General features: G+C 62.0%; 15 protein-coding genes. 8 read left to right on the forward strand and 7 right to left on the reverse strand.

The annotated features are described in order from the left end of the window. The first annotated feature begins 5 nt into the window (after positions 1-5). A complete protein-coding gene (locus tag ACLGGT_RS12845) occupies positions 6-923 on the forward strand; it encodes an alpha/beta fold hydrolase (protein ID WP_437196393.1) in 918 nt (305 codons plus the stop codon). Positions 924-1,133: 210 nt separating this feature from the next. Then, positions 1,134-2,147: a tRNA dihydrouridine(20/20a) synthase DusA gene (gene dusA, locus ACLGGT_RS12850; protein WP_437196395.1), complete on the forward strand. Its 1,014-nt coding sequence runs from the start codon at positions 1,134-1,136 to the stop codon at positions 2,145-2,147. Here dusA and ACLGGT_RS12855 read toward each other — a convergent pair. Then, the gene (locus ACLGGT_RS12855) at positions 2,122-3,036 is read right to left on the reverse strand and encodes a LysR family transcriptional regulator ArgP (RefSeq protein WP_437196396.1); all 915 of its coding nucleotides are present in this window, start codon (positions 3,034-3,036) and stop codon (positions 2,122-2,124) included. The two genes, dusA and ACLGGT_RS12855, sit on opposite strands and share 26 nt — an antisense overlap. A 118-nt stretch (positions 3,037-3,154) precedes the next feature. On the opposite strand from ACLGGT_RS12855, the gene ACLGGT_RS12860 reads away from it, so the two are divergent. Both ACLGGT_RS12860 and ACLGGT_RS12865 read left to right on the forward strand, forming a co-directional pair. Beyond that, positions 3,155-3,748 (forward strand): LysE/ArgO family amino acid transporter, encoded by a 594-nt coding sequence (locus tag ACLGGT_RS12860; RefSeq protein ID WP_081508016.1) that lies wholly within the window; start codon positions 3,155-3,157, stop codon positions 3,746-3,748. A gap of 95 nt (positions 3,749-3,843) precedes the next feature. Then, positions 3,844-4,764 carry a DMT family transporter gene (locus ACLGGT_RS12865; protein WP_008280041.1) on the forward strand — a complete coding sequence of 307 codons (921 nt, stop codon included), beginning with the start codon at positions 3,844-3,846 and terminating at the stop codon, positions 4,762-4,764. A 12-nt stretch (positions 4,765-4,776) separates the two neighbouring features. Here the strand turns inward: ACLGGT_RS12865 and choV are convergent, their stop codons facing one another. The 5 genes from choV to ACLGGT_RS12890 all read right to left on the reverse strand — a co-directional run bounded on the left by choV (position 4,777) and on the right by ACLGGT_RS12890 (position 9,952). Continuing rightward, positions 4,777-5,805 carry a choline ABC transporter ATP-binding protein gene (gene choV, locus ACLGGT_RS12870; protein ID WP_437196397.1) on the reverse strand — a complete coding sequence of 343 codons (1,029 nt, stop codon included), beginning with the start codon at positions 5,803-5,805 and terminating at the stop codon, positions 4,777-4,779. Beyond that, on the reverse strand, positions 5,802-6,638 hold the full coding sequence (choW, locus tag ACLGGT_RS12875; protein WP_008280043.1) for a choline ABC transporter permease subunit: 837 nt from the start codon (positions 6,636-6,638) through the stop codon (positions 5,802-5,804). The genes choV and choW overlap by 4 nt, the downstream gene beginning before the upstream one ends. After that, positions 6,638-7,363 (reverse strand): hypothetical protein, encoded by a 726-nt coding sequence (locus ACLGGT_RS12880; protein WP_008280044.1) that lies wholly within the window; start codon positions 7,361-7,363, stop codon positions 6,638-6,640. Before ACLGGT_RS12880 ends, choW begins: the two co-directional genes overlap by 1 nt. Positions 7,364-7,365: 2 nt before the next feature. Continuing rightward, positions 7,366-8,295: a choline ABC transporter substrate-binding protein gene (gene choX, locus ACLGGT_RS12885; protein WP_081508018.1), complete on the reverse strand. Its 930-nt coding sequence runs from the start codon at positions 8,293-8,295 to the stop codon at positions 7,366-7,368. A gap of 103 nt (positions 8,296-8,398) precedes the next feature. After that, a complete protein-coding gene (locus ACLGGT_RS12890; protein WP_151978708.1) occupies positions 8,399-9,952 on the reverse strand; it encodes an ABC transporter substrate-binding protein in 1,554 nt (517 codons plus the stop codon). Between the two features lie 254 nt (positions 9,953-10,206). On the opposite strand from ACLGGT_RS12890, the gene betI reads away from it, so the two are divergent. The 4 genes from betI (at position 10,207) to ACLGGT_RS12910 (ending at position 14,775) form a co-directional block, all read left to right on the forward strand. Next, positions 10,207-10,794 carry a transcriptional regulator BetI gene (gene betI, locus ACLGGT_RS12895; protein ID WP_232279164.1) on the forward strand — a complete coding sequence of 196 codons (588 nt, stop codon included), beginning with the start codon at positions 10,207-10,209 and terminating at the stop codon, positions 10,792-10,794. Beyond that, positions 10,791-12,299 (forward strand): choline-sulfatase, encoded by a 1,509-nt coding sequence (gene betC / locus ACLGGT_RS12900; protein ID WP_219436257.1) that lies wholly within the window; start codon positions 10,791-10,793, stop codon positions 12,297-12,299. The genes betI and betC overlap by 4 nt, the downstream gene beginning before the upstream one ends. 73 nt (positions 12,300-12,372) lie before the next feature. Continuing rightward, entirely contained in the window at positions 12,373-14,031 is a 1,659-nt protein-coding gene (gene betA / locus ACLGGT_RS12905) for a choline dehydrogenase (RefSeq protein ID WP_437196398.1), read from the forward strand. A 63-nt stretch (positions 14,032-14,094) separates the two neighbouring features. Continuing rightward, positions 14,095-14,775: a thermonuclease family protein gene (locus tag ACLGGT_RS12910; protein WP_437196399.1), complete on the forward strand. Its 681-nt coding sequence runs from the start codon at positions 14,095-14,097 to the stop codon at positions 14,773-14,775. A gap of 72 nt (positions 14,776-14,847) precedes the next feature. Here ACLGGT_RS12910 and ACLGGT_RS12915 read toward each other — a convergent pair whose 3' ends face one another. Then, positions 14,848-15,540, reverse strand: coding sequence for a metal-dependent hydrolase (locus ACLGGT_RS12915; RefSeq protein WP_422002222.1), 693 nt, complete (start codon positions 15,538-15,540; stop codon positions 14,848-14,850). Positions 15,541-15,606: the final 66 nt, after the last annotated feature.

The following is a 15,606-nucleotide window of genomic DNA, read 5'->3' on the forward strand; positions in this document are numbered from 1 at the left end:
CCAATATGACAACCACCCCTGCGCAAATCCGCTACAGATCCCGACAGATCGGCGATGTCGACGTGTTCTATCGCGAGGCAGGCCCAGCCGATGGCCCGGTGATCCTGCTTCTGCACGGGTTCCCGACGGCCAGCCACATGTTTCGCGACCTGATGCCGCTTCTGGCTGATCGCTATCGGCTCATTGCCCCCGATCTGCCTGGCTTCGGGCAGACCAAGGCACCGCCGCGCGGGACGTTCACCTACACCTTCGACCGGCTCGCCGATGTGATCGGCGGGTTCACAGAAGCCCTGTCGCTCGATCGATACGCGCTCTACATCTTCGATTATGGCGCGCCGGTAGGTTTGCGCCTCGCGATGCGTCACCCGGAACGGGTCTCTGCGATCATCAGCCAGAACGGCAACGCCTACACCGACGGTTTCAGCGACCAGTGGGGTCCGTGGGAGGCCTATTGGCGCGACGGGAGTGACGCCAACCGCGAGGCCTGCCGCCCTTCGCTATCCCCCGACACGATCAGGAACTGGCAATACGGCACCGGAGCCGATCCCGAGCGTCTTGCGCCCGATGGATACGAACTCGACATCGCTTACATGGCGCGGCCCGACGCAGAGGAAATCCAGCTCGACCTGATCCGCGACTACCGCACCAACGTGGCGCTCTATCCGGATTTCCACACGTATTTCCGTCAGCACCGTCCACCATTGCTGGCCACTTGGGGGCGTCATGATCCGGCGTTCATTCCTGCGGGCGCAAGAGCCTACAGGCGTGATCTGCCGGACGCCGAGGTGCATCTGCTGGATGCGGGACATTTTGCGTTGGAGACGCACGCTGGCGAAATCGCAGCGCTGATACGTGAGTTCCTCGGTCGCGTTCTGTCGGTGGGAAATCAAGACACCGATGCGCTCTCAATGTCCAGAAAGTGAATAGCGGAGTGAAAAGCCATCTGGGCCTGCCTTCTGGAGGATCGGACACACCCACCAGGCAGACAACGACCTTTGCCCACTTCAGACCCCGCGCACTTACCGCCGTTCGCCTGTCTTCGTTCGGGGCAGGGTGGCAGGTCATCCGTCGTATGCGTATGGTGTACACTGCTGGTGAGTCGTAAAAGATGGCGGGCCCGAGGAGACCTATGAATGCCTAGAAACGCAGCCGCCGCGGCAGCGCGTCTATCCTGTGCCCCTATGATGGACTGGACGGATCGGCATTGCCGTTACCTGCACCGGCTGCTCAGTCGGCAGACATTGCTGTATACTGAAATGGTCACCGCGCCTGCTTTGGTGCGGGGGGGAGCGGTGCATTTGTTGGAGCATAGTTCCGAGGAATATCCGGTTGCTTTGCAACTGGGGGGATCGGACCCGGCGGAGTTGGCGCAGGCGGCGCGGATGGGGGCGCAGGCGGGCTATGCAGAGATCAACCTCAATTGCGGGTGCCCGTCGGATCGGGTGCAATCGGGGCGGTTCGGGGCGATCCTGATGACGGAACCGGCCCTTGTGGCCGCCTGTTGCGTCGCCATACGCGAGGCGCAACCTGTTGAAGTCACAGTTAAATGTCGGATCGGAGTGGATGATCAGAACCCAGAGGAGGTGTTGCCGGAGTTTCTGGCACATATCGTTGCGGCGGGTGTGCAGCGGGTTCAAATCCATGCACGCAAAGCGTGGCTCGACGGTCTGAGCCCCAAGGAAAACCGCGATATTCCACCTTTGGACTATGATCTGGTGCAGCGGATGAAGATGCTTTTTCCCAATCTGCACATCTCGATCAACGGGGGAATTACTTCGCTGGATCAAGCGGTTAGCCTGCTTGATCAGGGGCTTGACGGTGTTATGGTGGGGCGGGCCGCCTATCATCAGCCTGCGGATATTCTGTGTGCGGCGGATCGGCGGATTTTTGGCACCTCTGGTCCAGACACCACACCAGAGGGTGCCGTGCACGCCATGCTCCCCTATATCGAGGCGCATCTCGCAAGCGGTGGGCGGTTGAACCAGATCACCCGGCATATGTTGGGGCTGTTCGCGGGAAAACCGGGCGCGCGGGCGTGGCGACGGCACTTGTCAGAAGGTGCTTCGCGGCCCGGCGCGGGGCCGGAACTGGTCGAGCGGGCCTTGGCCGAGGTTACAGACCTTACAGAGTCTCCCGTGATTTTGTAAGGTCCTGCGGCATGCGCAGGCTACGCCGCGCGCCACGACGCAAAGCGCGGGTCACAGGCGCGAGTGCCGTGCCGAGCAACCGGCTCCATTGCCAATAGAGCGGCGTGTCGAGCGGGCAATCGGCGCGCAGAAGGTGGAGTGTGCCGCGCGCCAGGTCGTCGCTCAAGAGCGCCTCGGGGGCCATGCCCCAGCCCATGCCAAGACGGGCTGCGGTGACGAACCCCTCGGACGAGGGAAGCCGGTGACAGGGGGGGCTGAGCGCGACGCCGGTTGCCTGCGTGATCCAGCGATGTTGCAACTGATCGTGGCTGTTGAATTGCAACATGGGCGCTACGCCAAGACGGCCCGGCGTGATCCCGTCCGCGAAATGGCGGGCGATGAAATCGGGGCTGGCGACGGCCTGATAGCGCAGCAGCCCGAGTGCGATGACATCGCAGCCGGGCAGGGGGCTGGCACGGGTGGTGAGCGCGCCCAGAACCTCGCCGCGCAAGAGCCGGTCATGCGAGACATCCTGATCGTCGATCACCAGATCAAAGAGGTGATCGGGCAGGCTGGCCAAAGCCTGCGGCAGCCATGTGGCGAGGCTGTCGGCATTGACCGCCAACCGCAGCCGGGTTTGCGGTGCGGGGGCAAGACCTGTGAGGTCCTCGCGAAGCCGCGCCTCGAGCAGGGCAATCTGATCGGCATGGGCGGCAAGGCGTTGACCGGCCGGCGTGGCGGTGCAGGGGGTGGTGCGATGGACAAGCTGCGCGCCGACGCGGGTTTCCAGCGCTTTGAGCCGCTGAGAGATGGCCGATTGTGTGAGGCCGAGGGCCTGTGCTGCGCCCTCGAAACTGCCGGTTTGCAGAATGGCCGAGAGCGTGACGAGATGATCAGGCGGCATGGGCATTAGATACTCTTATCTTGAATTAGCATATTGAATTTGAGTAATGCCCGCCGCACCGCTAGGCAAGCCCCTGTGACAGACGCGGATTTGCGTATTTGAAGACCGGGGAAAGGGTAGGCGGATGCAGGCGGGACTGGCGGGATTTGCGCTTGGGTTAAGTTTGATCATGGCCATTGGGGCGCAGAATGCCTTTGTGCTGCGGCAGGGGTTGCGGCGCGCGCATGTGCTGGCGGTGGTTCTGGTCTGCGCCATTTCCGATGCCATTCTGGTGACGGCGGGTGTGACCGGCTTTGGCGTTCTGGCCGAGGCGGTGCCGGGGCTGGAGCGGATCATGCGCTTTGGCGGTGCTGCGTTTTTGCTGGCGTATGGCGCGCGCAGTTTTCTGGCCGCGTGGCGCGGCGCGGCGGCGCTGGAGGCGGGCGAGGGGGCAGGCAGTTTGCGACGCGCTGTCCTGACCTGTCTGGCGCTGACATGGCTTAATCCGCATGTGTATCTGGATACGGTGGTTTTGCTGGGGTCCATATCGACGCAATATGAGAACCGGTTTGCCTTTGGTCTGGGCGCGGTCTGTGCGAGTTTTGTTTTCTTCTTTTCACTGGGCTATGGCGCGCGCCTTCTTGCGCCGCTCTTTCGGCGGCCCGCCAGTTGGCGGGTGCTGGATGCCGGGGTGGGCTGTGTGATGTGGGCCATCGCATTTGGCCTGTTGCGAGGTTAAGCCATGCGTGAGGCGGCAGGGTGTGTTGCGCTATGCGCATGGATAAGCGCCAAGCCAGTCTCGACAGGCGGCCAGAGGCATGAATTAATGCAAGCATGAGCGCGCAAGAGGCAAGCAGAGCAGAAAGCACGGCACGGCCGGGCTGGGGCATCTTTTGGATGGTGGTGACCGGCATCCTCTTTGTGGGGGTGACCGCGCTGGTCAAGGTGCTGGGCACGCGCGTGCCGGCACCGCAGGCGGCCTTTTTGCGCTATGCGATGGGGCTGGTGTTTCTTCTTCCGATGCTGGGATCGCTTTGGCGCCTGCGGTTGGCGCGTGGCACCTGGGGATTTTTTGCCGCGCGCGGGGTCGTGCATACGGTGGGCGTGGCGCTGTGGTTCTATGCCATGGCGCGGATTCCCATCGCCGATGTGACCGCGATGAATTATCTGGCCCCCATCTATGTCACCCTTGGGGCGGGGCTATTCTTGGGCGAGCGTTTGGCGTTGCGCCGGGTGCTGGCGGTGGGTGTTGCACTGATCGGTGCGCTGATCATCCTGCGGCCCGGATTTCGCGAAGTGGGGCCGGGGCATCTGGCGATGATCTTTGCCGCCATCTTCTTTGGCGCGTCCTATCTGATTGCCAAGGTGGTGTCGGGGCGCAGCAGCCCCGGCGTGGTGGTGGCGATGCTGTCGATCACGGTCACGCTTGGTCTGGCCCCTTTGGCGGCGGCGGTCTGGGTCACGCCAACGCCATGGGAGTTGGCGATCCTCTTTGCGGTGGCCACCTTGGCCACGGCGGGGCATTACACCATGACGCTGGCGTTTCGAGCCGCCCCTCTGGCGGTGACGCAGCCGGTGACCTTTCTGCAACTCGTCTGGGCGGTGCTTTTGGGGGCGCTGGTGTTTGGCGAGGGGGTGGATGTGTTCGTGGTTCTGGGCGGCATGGTGATTGTGGGCGCGGTCAGCTTTATCAGCTGGCGCGAGGCGGTGCTGAAGCGGCGGATCACACCGACGGTTTCGGCGACCAAGGTCTGAAGGGGCGTACGCCTAAGCGCGCGGATCAAGCAGCTTGGCCAAGATGCGGTTGCGGGTGATCTGACCCAAGAGCTGGCCATTCTCGATCACGCCAACGGGGCGGTCATGGCCTTGGGCGCTTTCCATCACGTCCTGAATGCTGGCGTTGGGGCCAACGCAGGTGTCGGGCGTGCCGCTGGCCGGTTCCATCACGTCGCGGGCGCAGAGCACGCCCAGAGGGTTCATATGGGCCACGAATTCCGCCACATAGTCGGTGGCGGGATTGGTAAAGATATCCTGCGGCGTGCCGCATTGCACGATGCGCCCGCCCTCCATGATGGCGATACGGTCGCCCAGTTTGAACGCCTCATCCAGATCATGGCTGACAAAGATGATGGTGCGGCCAAGGGTTTTTTGCAGGTCGATGAGTTCATCCTGAAGATGGTTGCGGATCAGCGGATCGAGGGCTGAAAACGGCTCGTCCATCAGAAGGATCGGGGCATCGGTGGCAAAGGCGCGGGCCAAGCCCACGCGCTGTTGCATGCCGCCCGACAGCTCGCCCACGCGGCGCTCGGCCCAGTCGGAGAGGTTGACGAGGGCCAGTTGCCGGTCGACGCGGGCGGCGCGCTCGGGCTTGGGCATGCCTGCAAGTTCAAGGCCGAGGCCCACGTTCTCGCGCACAGAGCGCCAGGGCAGGAGGCCGAATTGCTGGAACACCATGGCGATATGATGCTGGCGCAATCGGCGCAGGGTGGCGGGGGTGGCGTTGGTGACATCGACCATGCCGGTGCCGTCGTGGATTTCGACCGTGCCGCGCACCACCGGGTTGAGGCCGTTGACGGCGCGCAGGAGGGTGGATTTGCCCGATCCCGAGAGGCCCATCAGCACGAGGATTTCGCCCGGCGCAACCGCGAGGTCGCAATCATGCACGCCGAGAACCTGACTGGTTTTCTGCTGGATCTCTGGCCGGCTCATGCCCTGATCCATCAAGGGCAGGGCGGTTTCGGGCGCATCGCCAAAGACGATAGAGACCTTGTTGAAATTGACGATTGTATCGGTCACTTGCGCCCCTCCATCCGCAGCATGCGGTCAAGGACGATGGCTACGACGACGATCATCAGCCCGGATTCAAAGCCTAGCGCGATATTGACGGTATTGATCGCGCGCAGCACCGGCACGCCGAGGCCATCCGCGCCCACCAGCGCGCCGATCACCACCATGGACAGTGACAGCATGATGGTCTGGTTAAGCCCCGCCATGATCTGCGGCAGGGCGTAGGGGAGTTCCACCTTCCAGAGCGTCTGGCGATTGGTGGCGCCAAAGGCCTGTGCCGCCTCTAGCAGCGGCTGGGGCGTGTTGGAAATGCCCAGATGCGTCAGGCGAATGGGGGCAGGGACGACAAAGATCACCGTGGCGATCAGCCCCGGCACCATGCCGATGCCGAAAAACACAATCGCGGGAATGAGATAGACAAAGGGCGGCAGCGTCTGCATGAGGTCGAGCACCGGGCGCATCCCGTCATAGAGGCGCGGGCGGTGCGCAGCGGCGATGCCAAGGGGCACGCCAAGCGCCATGCAGAATACGCAGGACGAGATGACGAGCGTCAGGCTTTCGGTGGTTTCTTCCCAATAGCCTTGGTTGAGGATGAAGAGAAAGCCCAAGAGCACGAACAGGCAGGTTTTCCAACTGCGCTGCAAGACCCATGTCAGGGCGACAAAGACGCCGATGATGACCATGGGATGCGGGGTTTGCAGCACCCAGAGAAAGGCGTCGATCAGCCCTTCCATGAGCACCGACAGCATGTCGAAAAAGCCCGCCGCATTGTCCTGAAGCCAGAGGAAAAAGCCTTCGGCCCATTTCCCCACCGGGATTTTGTGATCGCTCAGCCAGTCCATCAGTTCGCCTTGTTCAGTGGAATCCAGTTTGCTTGTTTTTCATACAGGATAGCCGCATGTTCGATCATGACGCGAACAATCTTGGATTTGAGATCGGCACCCTGCCGGATGGTGCCGGTGGTCGTCATGGCATCGGTGCAGGTCTCGAGTAACACAAGCTCGCCGTCGCGGAGCCGGTTTCGCAAATGATCGTTGACCCAAACCGACGTCGTCTGGGTTGCCCCGGGCCTGCGGTAATTCTGCATTCGTCGTCGCAGATTAACCGTTTCGCCGACATAGACGGATCGGCTCACCGGCAATCTTATGCGGTAGAGTCCAGCGCGTGCAGGCAGGTGCGGAAAGTGCAGAGACTCATCTAGAAACTGAATTTCGCCCACGCTTTGCCAAAAAAATTCGATGTTGATGCATGTAGGCGCGACAGCTTGGATAGTTGCGCCCGGCGGCTCCGCCGGGCAGCCCCCGACCGCCCCCCCGGGCGGGGGCTTCTCCCCCACCCGCGGTCGGGGGCTGCCCTCAGGCTTTTCCAACGACGCCTCGGGATAATTGCCGATTGCTCCCCTTGATGGCTTGATCCTACGAATAAGGCCTTCTTCGGCAAGCAAGCGGCAGCGTGCATTAACCTGTTGATGGCGCAATCCTGTCCCCGGGATCCTACGCTTGATTTCCGCGTCTGTGATCCCGGGCTGGTCCTTGATCAGGGCGAGGATGTCATCCCTGAGCGCCATGCTCAGAGGCCGAGGGCCGCTTTTACGGCGGCCATGGCATCGCCGCCGTCTTTGGTGGTCACACCGTCAAGCCAAGGGCCGATGGCATCCGGATTGGCCTTGAGCCAGCTGCTTGCCGCGTCTTCGGGCTTGGCCCCGTCATTCAGGATCGCGCCCATGATCTCGTTTTCCATGGCCAGCGAGAATTCGAGGTTTTCCAGCAGCTTGCCCACATTGGGGCATTCCGCGACATAGCCTGCGCGGGTATTGGTATAAATCGTGGCCCCGCCCAGATCAGGGCCGAACCAGTCATCGCCGCCCGTCAGATAGGTCAAGTCGTGATTGGCGTTCATCGGATGCGGTTCCCAGCCGAGGAACACGATGGGCTCTTCGCGGCGATCCGCGCGGCTGACCTGCGCCAGCATCCCCTGTTCCGAGCTTTCCTTGACCTCGAACCCCTTGAGGCCAAAGGCATCCGCCTCGATCATATCGAGGATCAGACGGTTTCCGTCATTGCCGGGCTCGATGCCATAAATCGTGGACTCAATCGCATCGGCATGCTGTGCAATCGTTTCAAACGAGTTGATGCCAAGCGCGGCCCCGGCGGCATTGGTGGCCAGCGTGTATTTTGCACCGACGAGGTTGGCACGAACCGTGTCAACGGTGCCAGCCTCGCGGTAGGGGGCAATATCTGCCTCCATGGTGGGCATCCAGTTGCCCAGAAACACGTCGATATCGCCCTTGGCGAGCGACGTATAGGTCACGGGCACCGAGAGCACCTTGGCTTCTGTCTCATAGCCCAGCGCCTCGAGCACAAGAGAGGTGGCGGCGGTGGTGGCAGTGATGTCGGTCCAGCCGACATCGGCGAAGGTCACGCTGTCACAATTGGCCATGGCCGGTCCGGTGGCGGCGGTGGCAAGGGCGATAGCGGTCAAGGTTGTCTTGAAGCTCATGTGATATTTCTCCCATGGTTGATTATTCCGGGGCAGGGCCCGGTTTGGCAAAGGCCCGAGGATAGGCTACCCCGGGCCTTGCAGTTAGGTCAGGCGGGATGGATCAGGCCATCCACCAGCGCTCGATAAAGCGCATGCCGTCCACATCCCAATTCGCCCCGAGCGTGTCGGAATGCGCAATTTTGTTGGAATTGCCAAAGACGTAATTGGCAAACATCGGCACGATCTGACCGCCATCGTCGCTACAGATCGCCTGCATCTCGAAATACATTTCGCGACGCTTGTCCTCGTCCAGCTCCGAGCGGGCCTTGAGCATCAGCTCGTCAAAGCGGTCGTTGCACCAGAAGGTATCGTTCCACGCCGCGCCGCATTTATAGGCGGTGGCGAACATCTGATCTTCGACCGGGCGACCCGACCAGTAAACTGCGGAGAAGGGCTTTTTCATCCAGACGTCCGACCAGTAGCCGTCATTCGCCTCGCGCACCGGGGTCAGGGTGATGCCCGCCTGTGCTGCCGAACTCTGATAGAGGACCGCCGCATCGACCGCGCCGCCAAAGGCTGCGTCCGCCGCCGACAGTTTGACCTCAAGGCTGTCAAGACCCGCCTGCTTGAGGTGGAATTTGGCCTTGTCGGGATCAAAGCTCTTTTGCTCAAGCTCGGTGTTGAAGAAGCGCTGCCCGCGACCGATGGGGTGGTCATTGCCGATCGAGCCATAGCCGAACAGGATCTTGTCCACGAGTTCCTGACGGTTGATGCCGTATTTCAGGGCAAGGCGCACGTCGGGGTTGTTGTAGGGCTCTGCCCGGGTGTCCATGGCAAAGGTGAAATGCTGCGTGCCTGCGACCGAATTGATCTGGATGTTGGGGTTGCGCGCCAGAAGACCCACGGTTTTGAGGTCGAGCCGGTCGACCACATCCACATCGCCCGAGACAAGCGCCGTGGTGCGCGCGTTCTGGTCGACAATGGCCAGCACTTCGGCGGTGTCGAACCATGCCACATCGCTGCGCCAGTGGTTCGGATTGCGTTCGAGCGCATAGGACACGCCGGGATTGAAATCCTTGAGCACATAGCTGCCGCAGCCATCGCCCGATTTCCAATCAATGCTCTCGCCTTCGGCCTTGCAGATCACGAGGTGATAGTCGCTGAGGAAGTATGGGAAATCGGCATTGCCGCCATCCAAGGTGAAGACAACGATGTCATCGCCTTCGGTCGTGATATCGGTGACCGGGGCCACCAGCGGGCCTGCGGCCGAGGTCGAATTTTCGCCGCGGTGGAAATTGATCGAATTGACCACATCCGCCGCTGTCAGGCTTTTGCCGGAATGGAAGGCCACGCCCGAGCGCAGCTTGAAGCGCCATACCGACGCATCTGCCGAAGCTTCCCAGCTTTCGGCGACTTCGGGGATGAGCGAGCCATCGGCGGCCACTTCGGTCAGGCGGCCATGAATGGCAAAGCCGAGCGAGGTGGTAAAGCTGTTGGACCAGGTGCCCGGATCGAGGGTGTCGGTGGTCTGGCCATGGCCGATGGCCGCGCGCAGATGCCCGCCGCGCGACGGCGCGGCCTTGGCCCGCAGAGGCAGGCCCGCAATAAGGGCTGCCCCGGCCGTGGTGGCCATGAAACCGCGTCGGTTGATGCGGCCGGAATTAAGGATGGTCATGTTGGTCTTCTCCCTTTGGTTTGCTTTTCCGAACCGGCCTTTTGTTCTCTGGAGTGACCTCGCGAGATCGCGCGGCCCCCTGCCGCGTGGCGGTCGGTTTATACCTGCCAAGGCTAATATGACGCTGTGATGAAATACAACGTCATTTTGGCAGGGGGGCAGTGTTGTGATGCAGTCCCTCGTGTTTTTTATTGATTGACGAGTCAATTAAACACGATTAGGCCAGTCTGGCAACAGGTCTTTGGAGGGGGGGCATGCCGAAAATCGGGATGGAGCCGATCCGGCGCACGGCGCTGGTAGAGGCCACGATTTCTGAGATCGGCGCGCATGGCAGCCTTGATGTGACCGTGGCGCAGATCGCCCGGCGCGCTGGCATGTCGAGCGCGCTGGCGCATCATTATTTCGGGTCCAAGGAACAGATGTTCGTGGCCGCGATGCGCCATATCCTGACGCTTTACGGGGCCGAGGTGCGCGGTGCGCTGATCATGGCCAAAAGCCCGCGGGAGCGGATCGAGGCCATCATCCGCGCCAGTTTCACCCCCGCGCAGTTCCGCGGCGAAATGGTCTCGGCCTGGCTCAATTTCTATGTGCAGGCGCAGCGCTCGGACGAGGCGCGGCGGTTGCTGCATATCTATCAGCGGCGGTTGCGGTCGAACCTGCATCACGCCTTTCGCGCCTTGGCCCCCGATGAGGCGCGCACGCTCACGCGCGGCCTCGCGGCGATGATTGACGGGCTTTATATCCGTCAGGCGCTGCGCGAAGGGCCGATGCAACCCGGCCTCGCGATTGATGTGCTGCTGCATTACCTCGACACCAGCCTACCCCAGAAGGACAAAGAATGACCGCGCCCAATATCTTGATTTTTATGGTTGATCAGCTCAACGGCACCCTCTTTCCCGATGGTCCCGCCCCGTGGCTGCACGCCCCCAATCTCAAGGCGTTGGCGGCGCGGTCGACGCGGTTTGCCAATGCCTATACTGCCTCGCCCCTGTGCGCGCCGGGACGGGCGAGTTTCATGTCCGGTCTTTTGCCGTCGCGGTCCCGCGTCTATGACAATGCCGCCGAATTCGCCGCCGATATTCCCACCTTTGCGCATCACCTGCGCCGGGCGGGCTATCAGACCTGCCTCAGCGGCAAGATGCATTTCGTGGGCCCCGATCAGTTGCACGGGTTCGAGGAACGGCTGACGACCGATATCTATCCCGCCGATTTCGGCTGGACCCCGGATTATCGCAAGCCGGGCGAGCGGATCGACTGGTGGTATCACAATATGGGGTCGGTGACGGGCGCGGGTGTCGCGGAAATCTCGAACCAGATGGAATATGATGACGAGGTGGCGCATAACGCGCGCGCCAAGGTTTATGATCTGGCGCGGGGGCTGGATGCGCGGCCTTGGTGTCTCACGGTCAGTTTCACCCACCCGCATGATCCCTATGTGGCGCGCAAGAAATACTGGGACCTCTACGAAGACTGCGACCATCTGCTGCCCGACGTGCCCGCGATGGATTATGCCGATCACGATGCCCATGCGCGGCGGATTTTCGACGCCAACGACTGGCGCAACTTCGACATCTCGCAAGAGGATATCCGCCGCTCGCGCCGGGCCTATTTCGCCAATATCTCGTATCTCGACGACAAGATTGGCGAGATTCTCGAGGCGCTAGAGAGCACTCGGCAAGAGGCGATCATCCTCTTTGTGTCGGATCATGGCGATATGCTGGGCGAGCGTGGGCTGTGGTTCAAGATGTGTTTCTACGAGGGGTCTGCCCGCGTGCCGCTGATGATTTCCGCGCCCGGCATGGCACCGGGGCTGATCACCGATCCGGTCAGCAATATCGACGTTTGCCCCACGCTTTGCGAACTGGCGGGGGCGGATATGTCCGAGGTGGCCCCTTGGACCGAAGGGCAATCGCTGGTCTATCTGGGGCAGGGCGGCAGGCGCGAGGCCCCTGTTGCGATGGAATATGCCGCCGAGGCGTCACAAGCGCCGCTGGTGTCACTGCGCTATGGCAAGTGGAAATACAACCGCTGCGCGCTTGATCCCGATCAGCTATTCGATCTGGAGGCCGATCCGCATGAGTTGACGAATCTGGCCAATGATCCGGCCCATGCCGGGACATTGGCACAGTTGCAGGCCAAGGCCGAGGCCCGCTGGGATTTGGCGGCCTTTGACGCCGCCGTGCGCGAAAGTCAGGCGCGGCGCTGGGTGGTCTACGAGGCGCTGCGCAAGGGCGGATATTACCCTTGGGATTACCAGCCCCTGCAAAAGGCATCCGAGCGGTACATGCGCAATCACATGGACCTCAACGTGCTGGAGGAAAGCAAACGCTTTCCGCGGGGCGAGTGATGCGTTCATCCTTCTGTAAATACTCGATTTCTGCCGGTTTCGGCGGAGATTGCGCGCAAGGAAAGAGAGACTGATGCAAGCCGATTATGTCATCGTGGGCGCAGGCAGCGCGGGCTGTGCCATGGCCTATCGTCTGGCCGAGGCCGGGAAATCCGTGCTGGTGATCGAGCATGGCGGCACGGATGCTGGCCCCTTTATCCAGATGCCCGGCGCGCTGAGTTACCCGATGAACATGAAGCGCTATGACTGGGGCTATCTGAGCGAGCCCGAGCCGCATTTGGGCAATCGCCGTCTGGTCTGTCCGCGTGGAAAGGTGATTGGTGGCTCTAGCAGCATCAATGGCATGGTCTATGTGCGCGGCCATGCGCGCGATTATGACCACTGGCGCGATCAAGGCTGCGATGGCTGGGGCTATGCCGATGTGCTGCCCTATTTCAAGCGGATGGAGAACTGGCACGACGGCGGGCATGGCGGCGATGCGGGGTGGCGCGGCCATGATGGCCCGCTGCATGTCAGCCGGGGGCGGCGCGATAATCCGCTGGTGCGCGCCTTTGTCGAGGCGGGCAAGCAAGCGGGCTATCCCGAGACGCATGACTACAACGGCCATCAGCAAGAGGGGTTTGGCCCCTTTGAGATGACCGTCCACAAAGGGCAGCGCTGGTCGGCGGCCAATGCCTATCTCAAACCGGCGCTGAAACGCGACAATTGCGATATTATCCGGGGGTTTGTCCGCCGCGTGGTGATAGAAGAGGGGCGCGCGGTGGGCGTCGAGGTGCTGATCAAGGGGCGCAAAGAGGTGGTGCGCGCGCATGCCGAGGTGATCCTTGCCGCGTCTTCGATCAACTCGCCCAAGATCCTGATGCTGTCGGGCATTGGCCCTGCCGCGCATCTGGCCGCGCATGGCATTCCGGTGGTCGCGGATCGTGCGGGTGTGGGCCAGAACCTTCAGGATCATCTGGAGCTTTATATCCAGATGGCGGCAAGCCAGCCCGTCAGCCTTTACAAATACTGGAACCTCTTTGGCAAGGCGTGGGTGGGCGCGCGCTGGCTTTTGAACAAAAGCGGGCCGGGGGCCAGCAACCAGTTTGAAAGCTGTGGCTTTATCCGATCCGGTGCGGGCGTGGATTATCCCGATATCCAGTATCATTTCCTGCCCATCGCCGTGCGCTACGATGGCAAGGCGGCGGCCGAGGGGCATGGCTTTCAGGCGCATGTCGGGCCGATGCGCAGCCCGTCGCGCGGCGCTGTGACCCTGCGCAGCGCCGACCCTGCCGATGATCCGGTGATCCGCTTTAACTATATGAGCGAAGCGCAGGATTGGGAGGATTTCCGCAAATGTATCCGCCTAACGCGCGAGATTTTCGCGCAAGACGCCTTTGCGCCCTATGTGAGCCATGAGATTCAGCCGGGTGCGGCGGTAGAGAGCGACGACGCGTTGGATGATTTCATCCGCGAGCATGCCGAGAGCGCCTATCACCCCTGCGGCACCTGCAAGATGGGGCGCGCCAGTGATCCGATGGCAGTGGTGGACCCAGCGGGCCGGGTGATCGGGGTCGAGGGGCTGCGCGTGGCGGATTCGAGCCTGTTTCCGCGCATCACCAATGGCAATCTCAATGCGCCGTCGATCATGGTGGGCGAAAAGATCGCCGATGCCGTGCTGGGCCGCAGCCCGCTGCCGCCCGAGAATGCAGAGCCCTGGATGCATCCCGACTGGGCGCAAAGCCAGCGCTGAGCCGTTAACCTTTTGTTCACCTTCTGTCTTGCAGCCGGGGGGCGGCCTCCGGCATAAGGGGGTATGTTAAGGATTTGTTTACTCATCGTTCTCGGTCTGGTCCCGCTCTCTGCCGGGGCTGAGGGGTTTGGCGGCCTTGTCCGAGTGATCGACGGCGACACGCTTGATGTGGGCGAGGTTCGCGTGCGCTTGCACGGGATCGACGCGCCGGAACTGGGGCAGATCTGCACCAACCCCGATGGCGCGACCTGGGATTGCGGCACATGGGTGGCCGAAGAGGTGCGCGCCCGGATCGAGAACCGCGAGGCGCGCTGTCAGGCGGTGGAGAGGGACCGCTATGATCGCACCGTCGCACGTTGCGAGGTGGTGGGGCAGGATGTGGGCCGGATGCTGGTGGCGGATGGCTTGGCGCTGGCCTATCGCAAATATTCGATGGCCTATGATCTGGATGAAAAGGCGGCTGTGATTGCCGGGCGCGGTCTGCATGAGGTGCTGATGGCACGCCCCGAGGATCATCGCCGCATGGTGCGCGAAGAGCGCGCGGCGGAAGCCCAGGCAAACGCGCCCGCGCCGCAAGCGGGCTGCGTGATCAAGGGCAATCGCAGCGGGTCTGGCAATCAGATTTATCACATGCCGGGGCAGGCGGATTATGACGCGACCGTCATCAGCGAGGCCAAGGGCGAACGCTGGTTCTGTTCCGAGGCCGAGGCCCGCGCCGCAGGCTGGCGGCGTGCCAAACGCTGAGCGGGGGATGAGGCCCCGGGACAAGCCCAGGGCGTCAGCGGAATATTTTGGGAACAGTGAAAGGTGCCGCGCTTACAGCGTGATCGGTTGCATCACCTGCGGTTCGATAACATCGACACCGGGCAGGGCCGCGATAAGCGTTTCGGCGGATTGCTCCAGAATCGGGAAGGTCCGGTAGTGGCAGGGGATCACCGTCTTGAACTCAAAAAAGGTTTTGGCCGCATAGGCGGCGCGGCGCATATCCATAGTGAAATGCCCGCCCGCGCAGAGAATGCCGATATCGGGCGCATGCAGCGCGTTGAAGACGCCCATATCGGCCATCACATCGGTATCGCCCGAAACATAAATCACATGCCCCTCACCGGCGATCATATAGCCACATTCGCTGCCCGTAACCTGCGGCCCGGCATCCGTGGCGATCGAGGTGGAATGGGTGGCATGCACCATGGTGATCTGAACGCCGCCCAGATCGACCGTGCCGCCTTTGTTAAAGCCGACGGTGGCGATGTTTTCCTTGGCCTCCCAATGGGACATGAGGTCATATTGCCCCACCACCGGCACGCCGAGGCGCTTGGCCAGTGGCAGCACATCGGCGACATGATCGAAATGCGCGTGGGTCAATAGGATATGGGTGGCCCCTTCAGTGGCGGGGCCGTGCTGATCCTCGGGCAGCATCGGGTTGCCATTGAGCCAAGGGTCAAGGAGCAGGACCTGTCCGCCAATCTCGATCCGAAAGGAGCTATGGCCGAGCCATGTGATGTGCATTGTCACCTCCGCTTGTGTTCATCCTCGCCCTTACCTTAGCGAGCGTGTCAGCCAAGGAAAGGGGCA

Source organism: Roseovarius sp. MS2 (assembly GCF_051447875.1).
Lineage (GTDB): Bacteria > Pseudomonadota > Alphaproteobacteria > Rhodobacterales > Rhodobacteraceae > Roseovarius > Roseovarius mucosus_A.

Bases quoted from the DNA above. Each gene is read 5' to 3' on its own strand.
- ACLGGT_RS12845 (WP_437196393.1), top strand. From the start codon at position 6: ATGACAACCACCCCTGCGCAAATCCGCTACAGATCCCGACAGATCGGC.
- dusA (WP_437196395.1), top strand. From the start codon at position 1,134: ATGCCTAGAAACGCAGCCGCCGCGGCAGCGCGTCTATCCTGTGCCCCT.
- ACLGGT_RS12855 (WP_437196396.1), bottom strand. From the start codon at position 3,036: ATGCCCATGCCGCCTGATCATCTCGTCACGCTCTCGGCCATTCTGCAA.
- ACLGGT_RS12860 (WP_081508016.1), top strand. From the start codon at position 3,155: ATGCAGGCGGGACTGGCGGGATTTGCGCTTGGGTTAAGTTTGATCATG.
- ACLGGT_RS12865 (WP_008280041.1), top strand. From the start codon at position 3,844: ATGAGCGCGCAAGAGGCAAGCAGAGCAGAAAGCACGGCACGGCCGGGC.
- choW (WP_008280043.1), bottom strand. From the start codon at position 6,638: ATGGACTGGCTGAGCGATCACAAAATCCCGGTGGGGAAATGGGCCGAA.
- ACLGGT_RS12880 (WP_008280044.1), bottom strand. From the start codon at position 7,363: ATGGCGCTCAGGGATGACATCCTCGCCCTGATCAAGGACCAGCCCGGG.
- choX (WP_081508018.1), bottom strand. From the start codon at position 8,295: ATGAGCTTCAAGACAACCTTGACCGCTATCGCCCTTGCCACCGCCGCC.
- ACLGGT_RS12890 (WP_151978708.1), bottom strand. From the start codon at position 9,952: ATGACCATCCTTAATTCCGGCCGCATCAACCGACGCGGTTTCATGGCC.
- betI (WP_232279164.1), top strand. From the start codon at position 10,207: ATGCCGAAAATCGGGATGGAGCCGATCCGGCGCACGGCGCTGGTAGAG.
- betC (WP_219436257.1), top strand. From the start codon at position 10,791: ATGACCGCGCCCAATATCTTGATTTTTATGGTTGATCAGCTCAACGGC.
- betA (WP_437196398.1), top strand. From the start codon at position 12,373: ATGCAAGCCGATTATGTCATCGTGGGCGCAGGCAGCGCGGGCTGTGCC.
- ACLGGT_RS12910 (WP_437196399.1), top strand. From the start codon at position 14,095: ATGTTAAGGATTTGTTTACTCATCGTTCTCGGTCTGGTCCCGCTCTCT.
- ACLGGT_RS12915 (WP_422002222.1), bottom strand. From the start codon at position 15,540: ATGCACATCACATGGCTCGGCCATAGCTCCTTTCGGATCGAGATTGGC.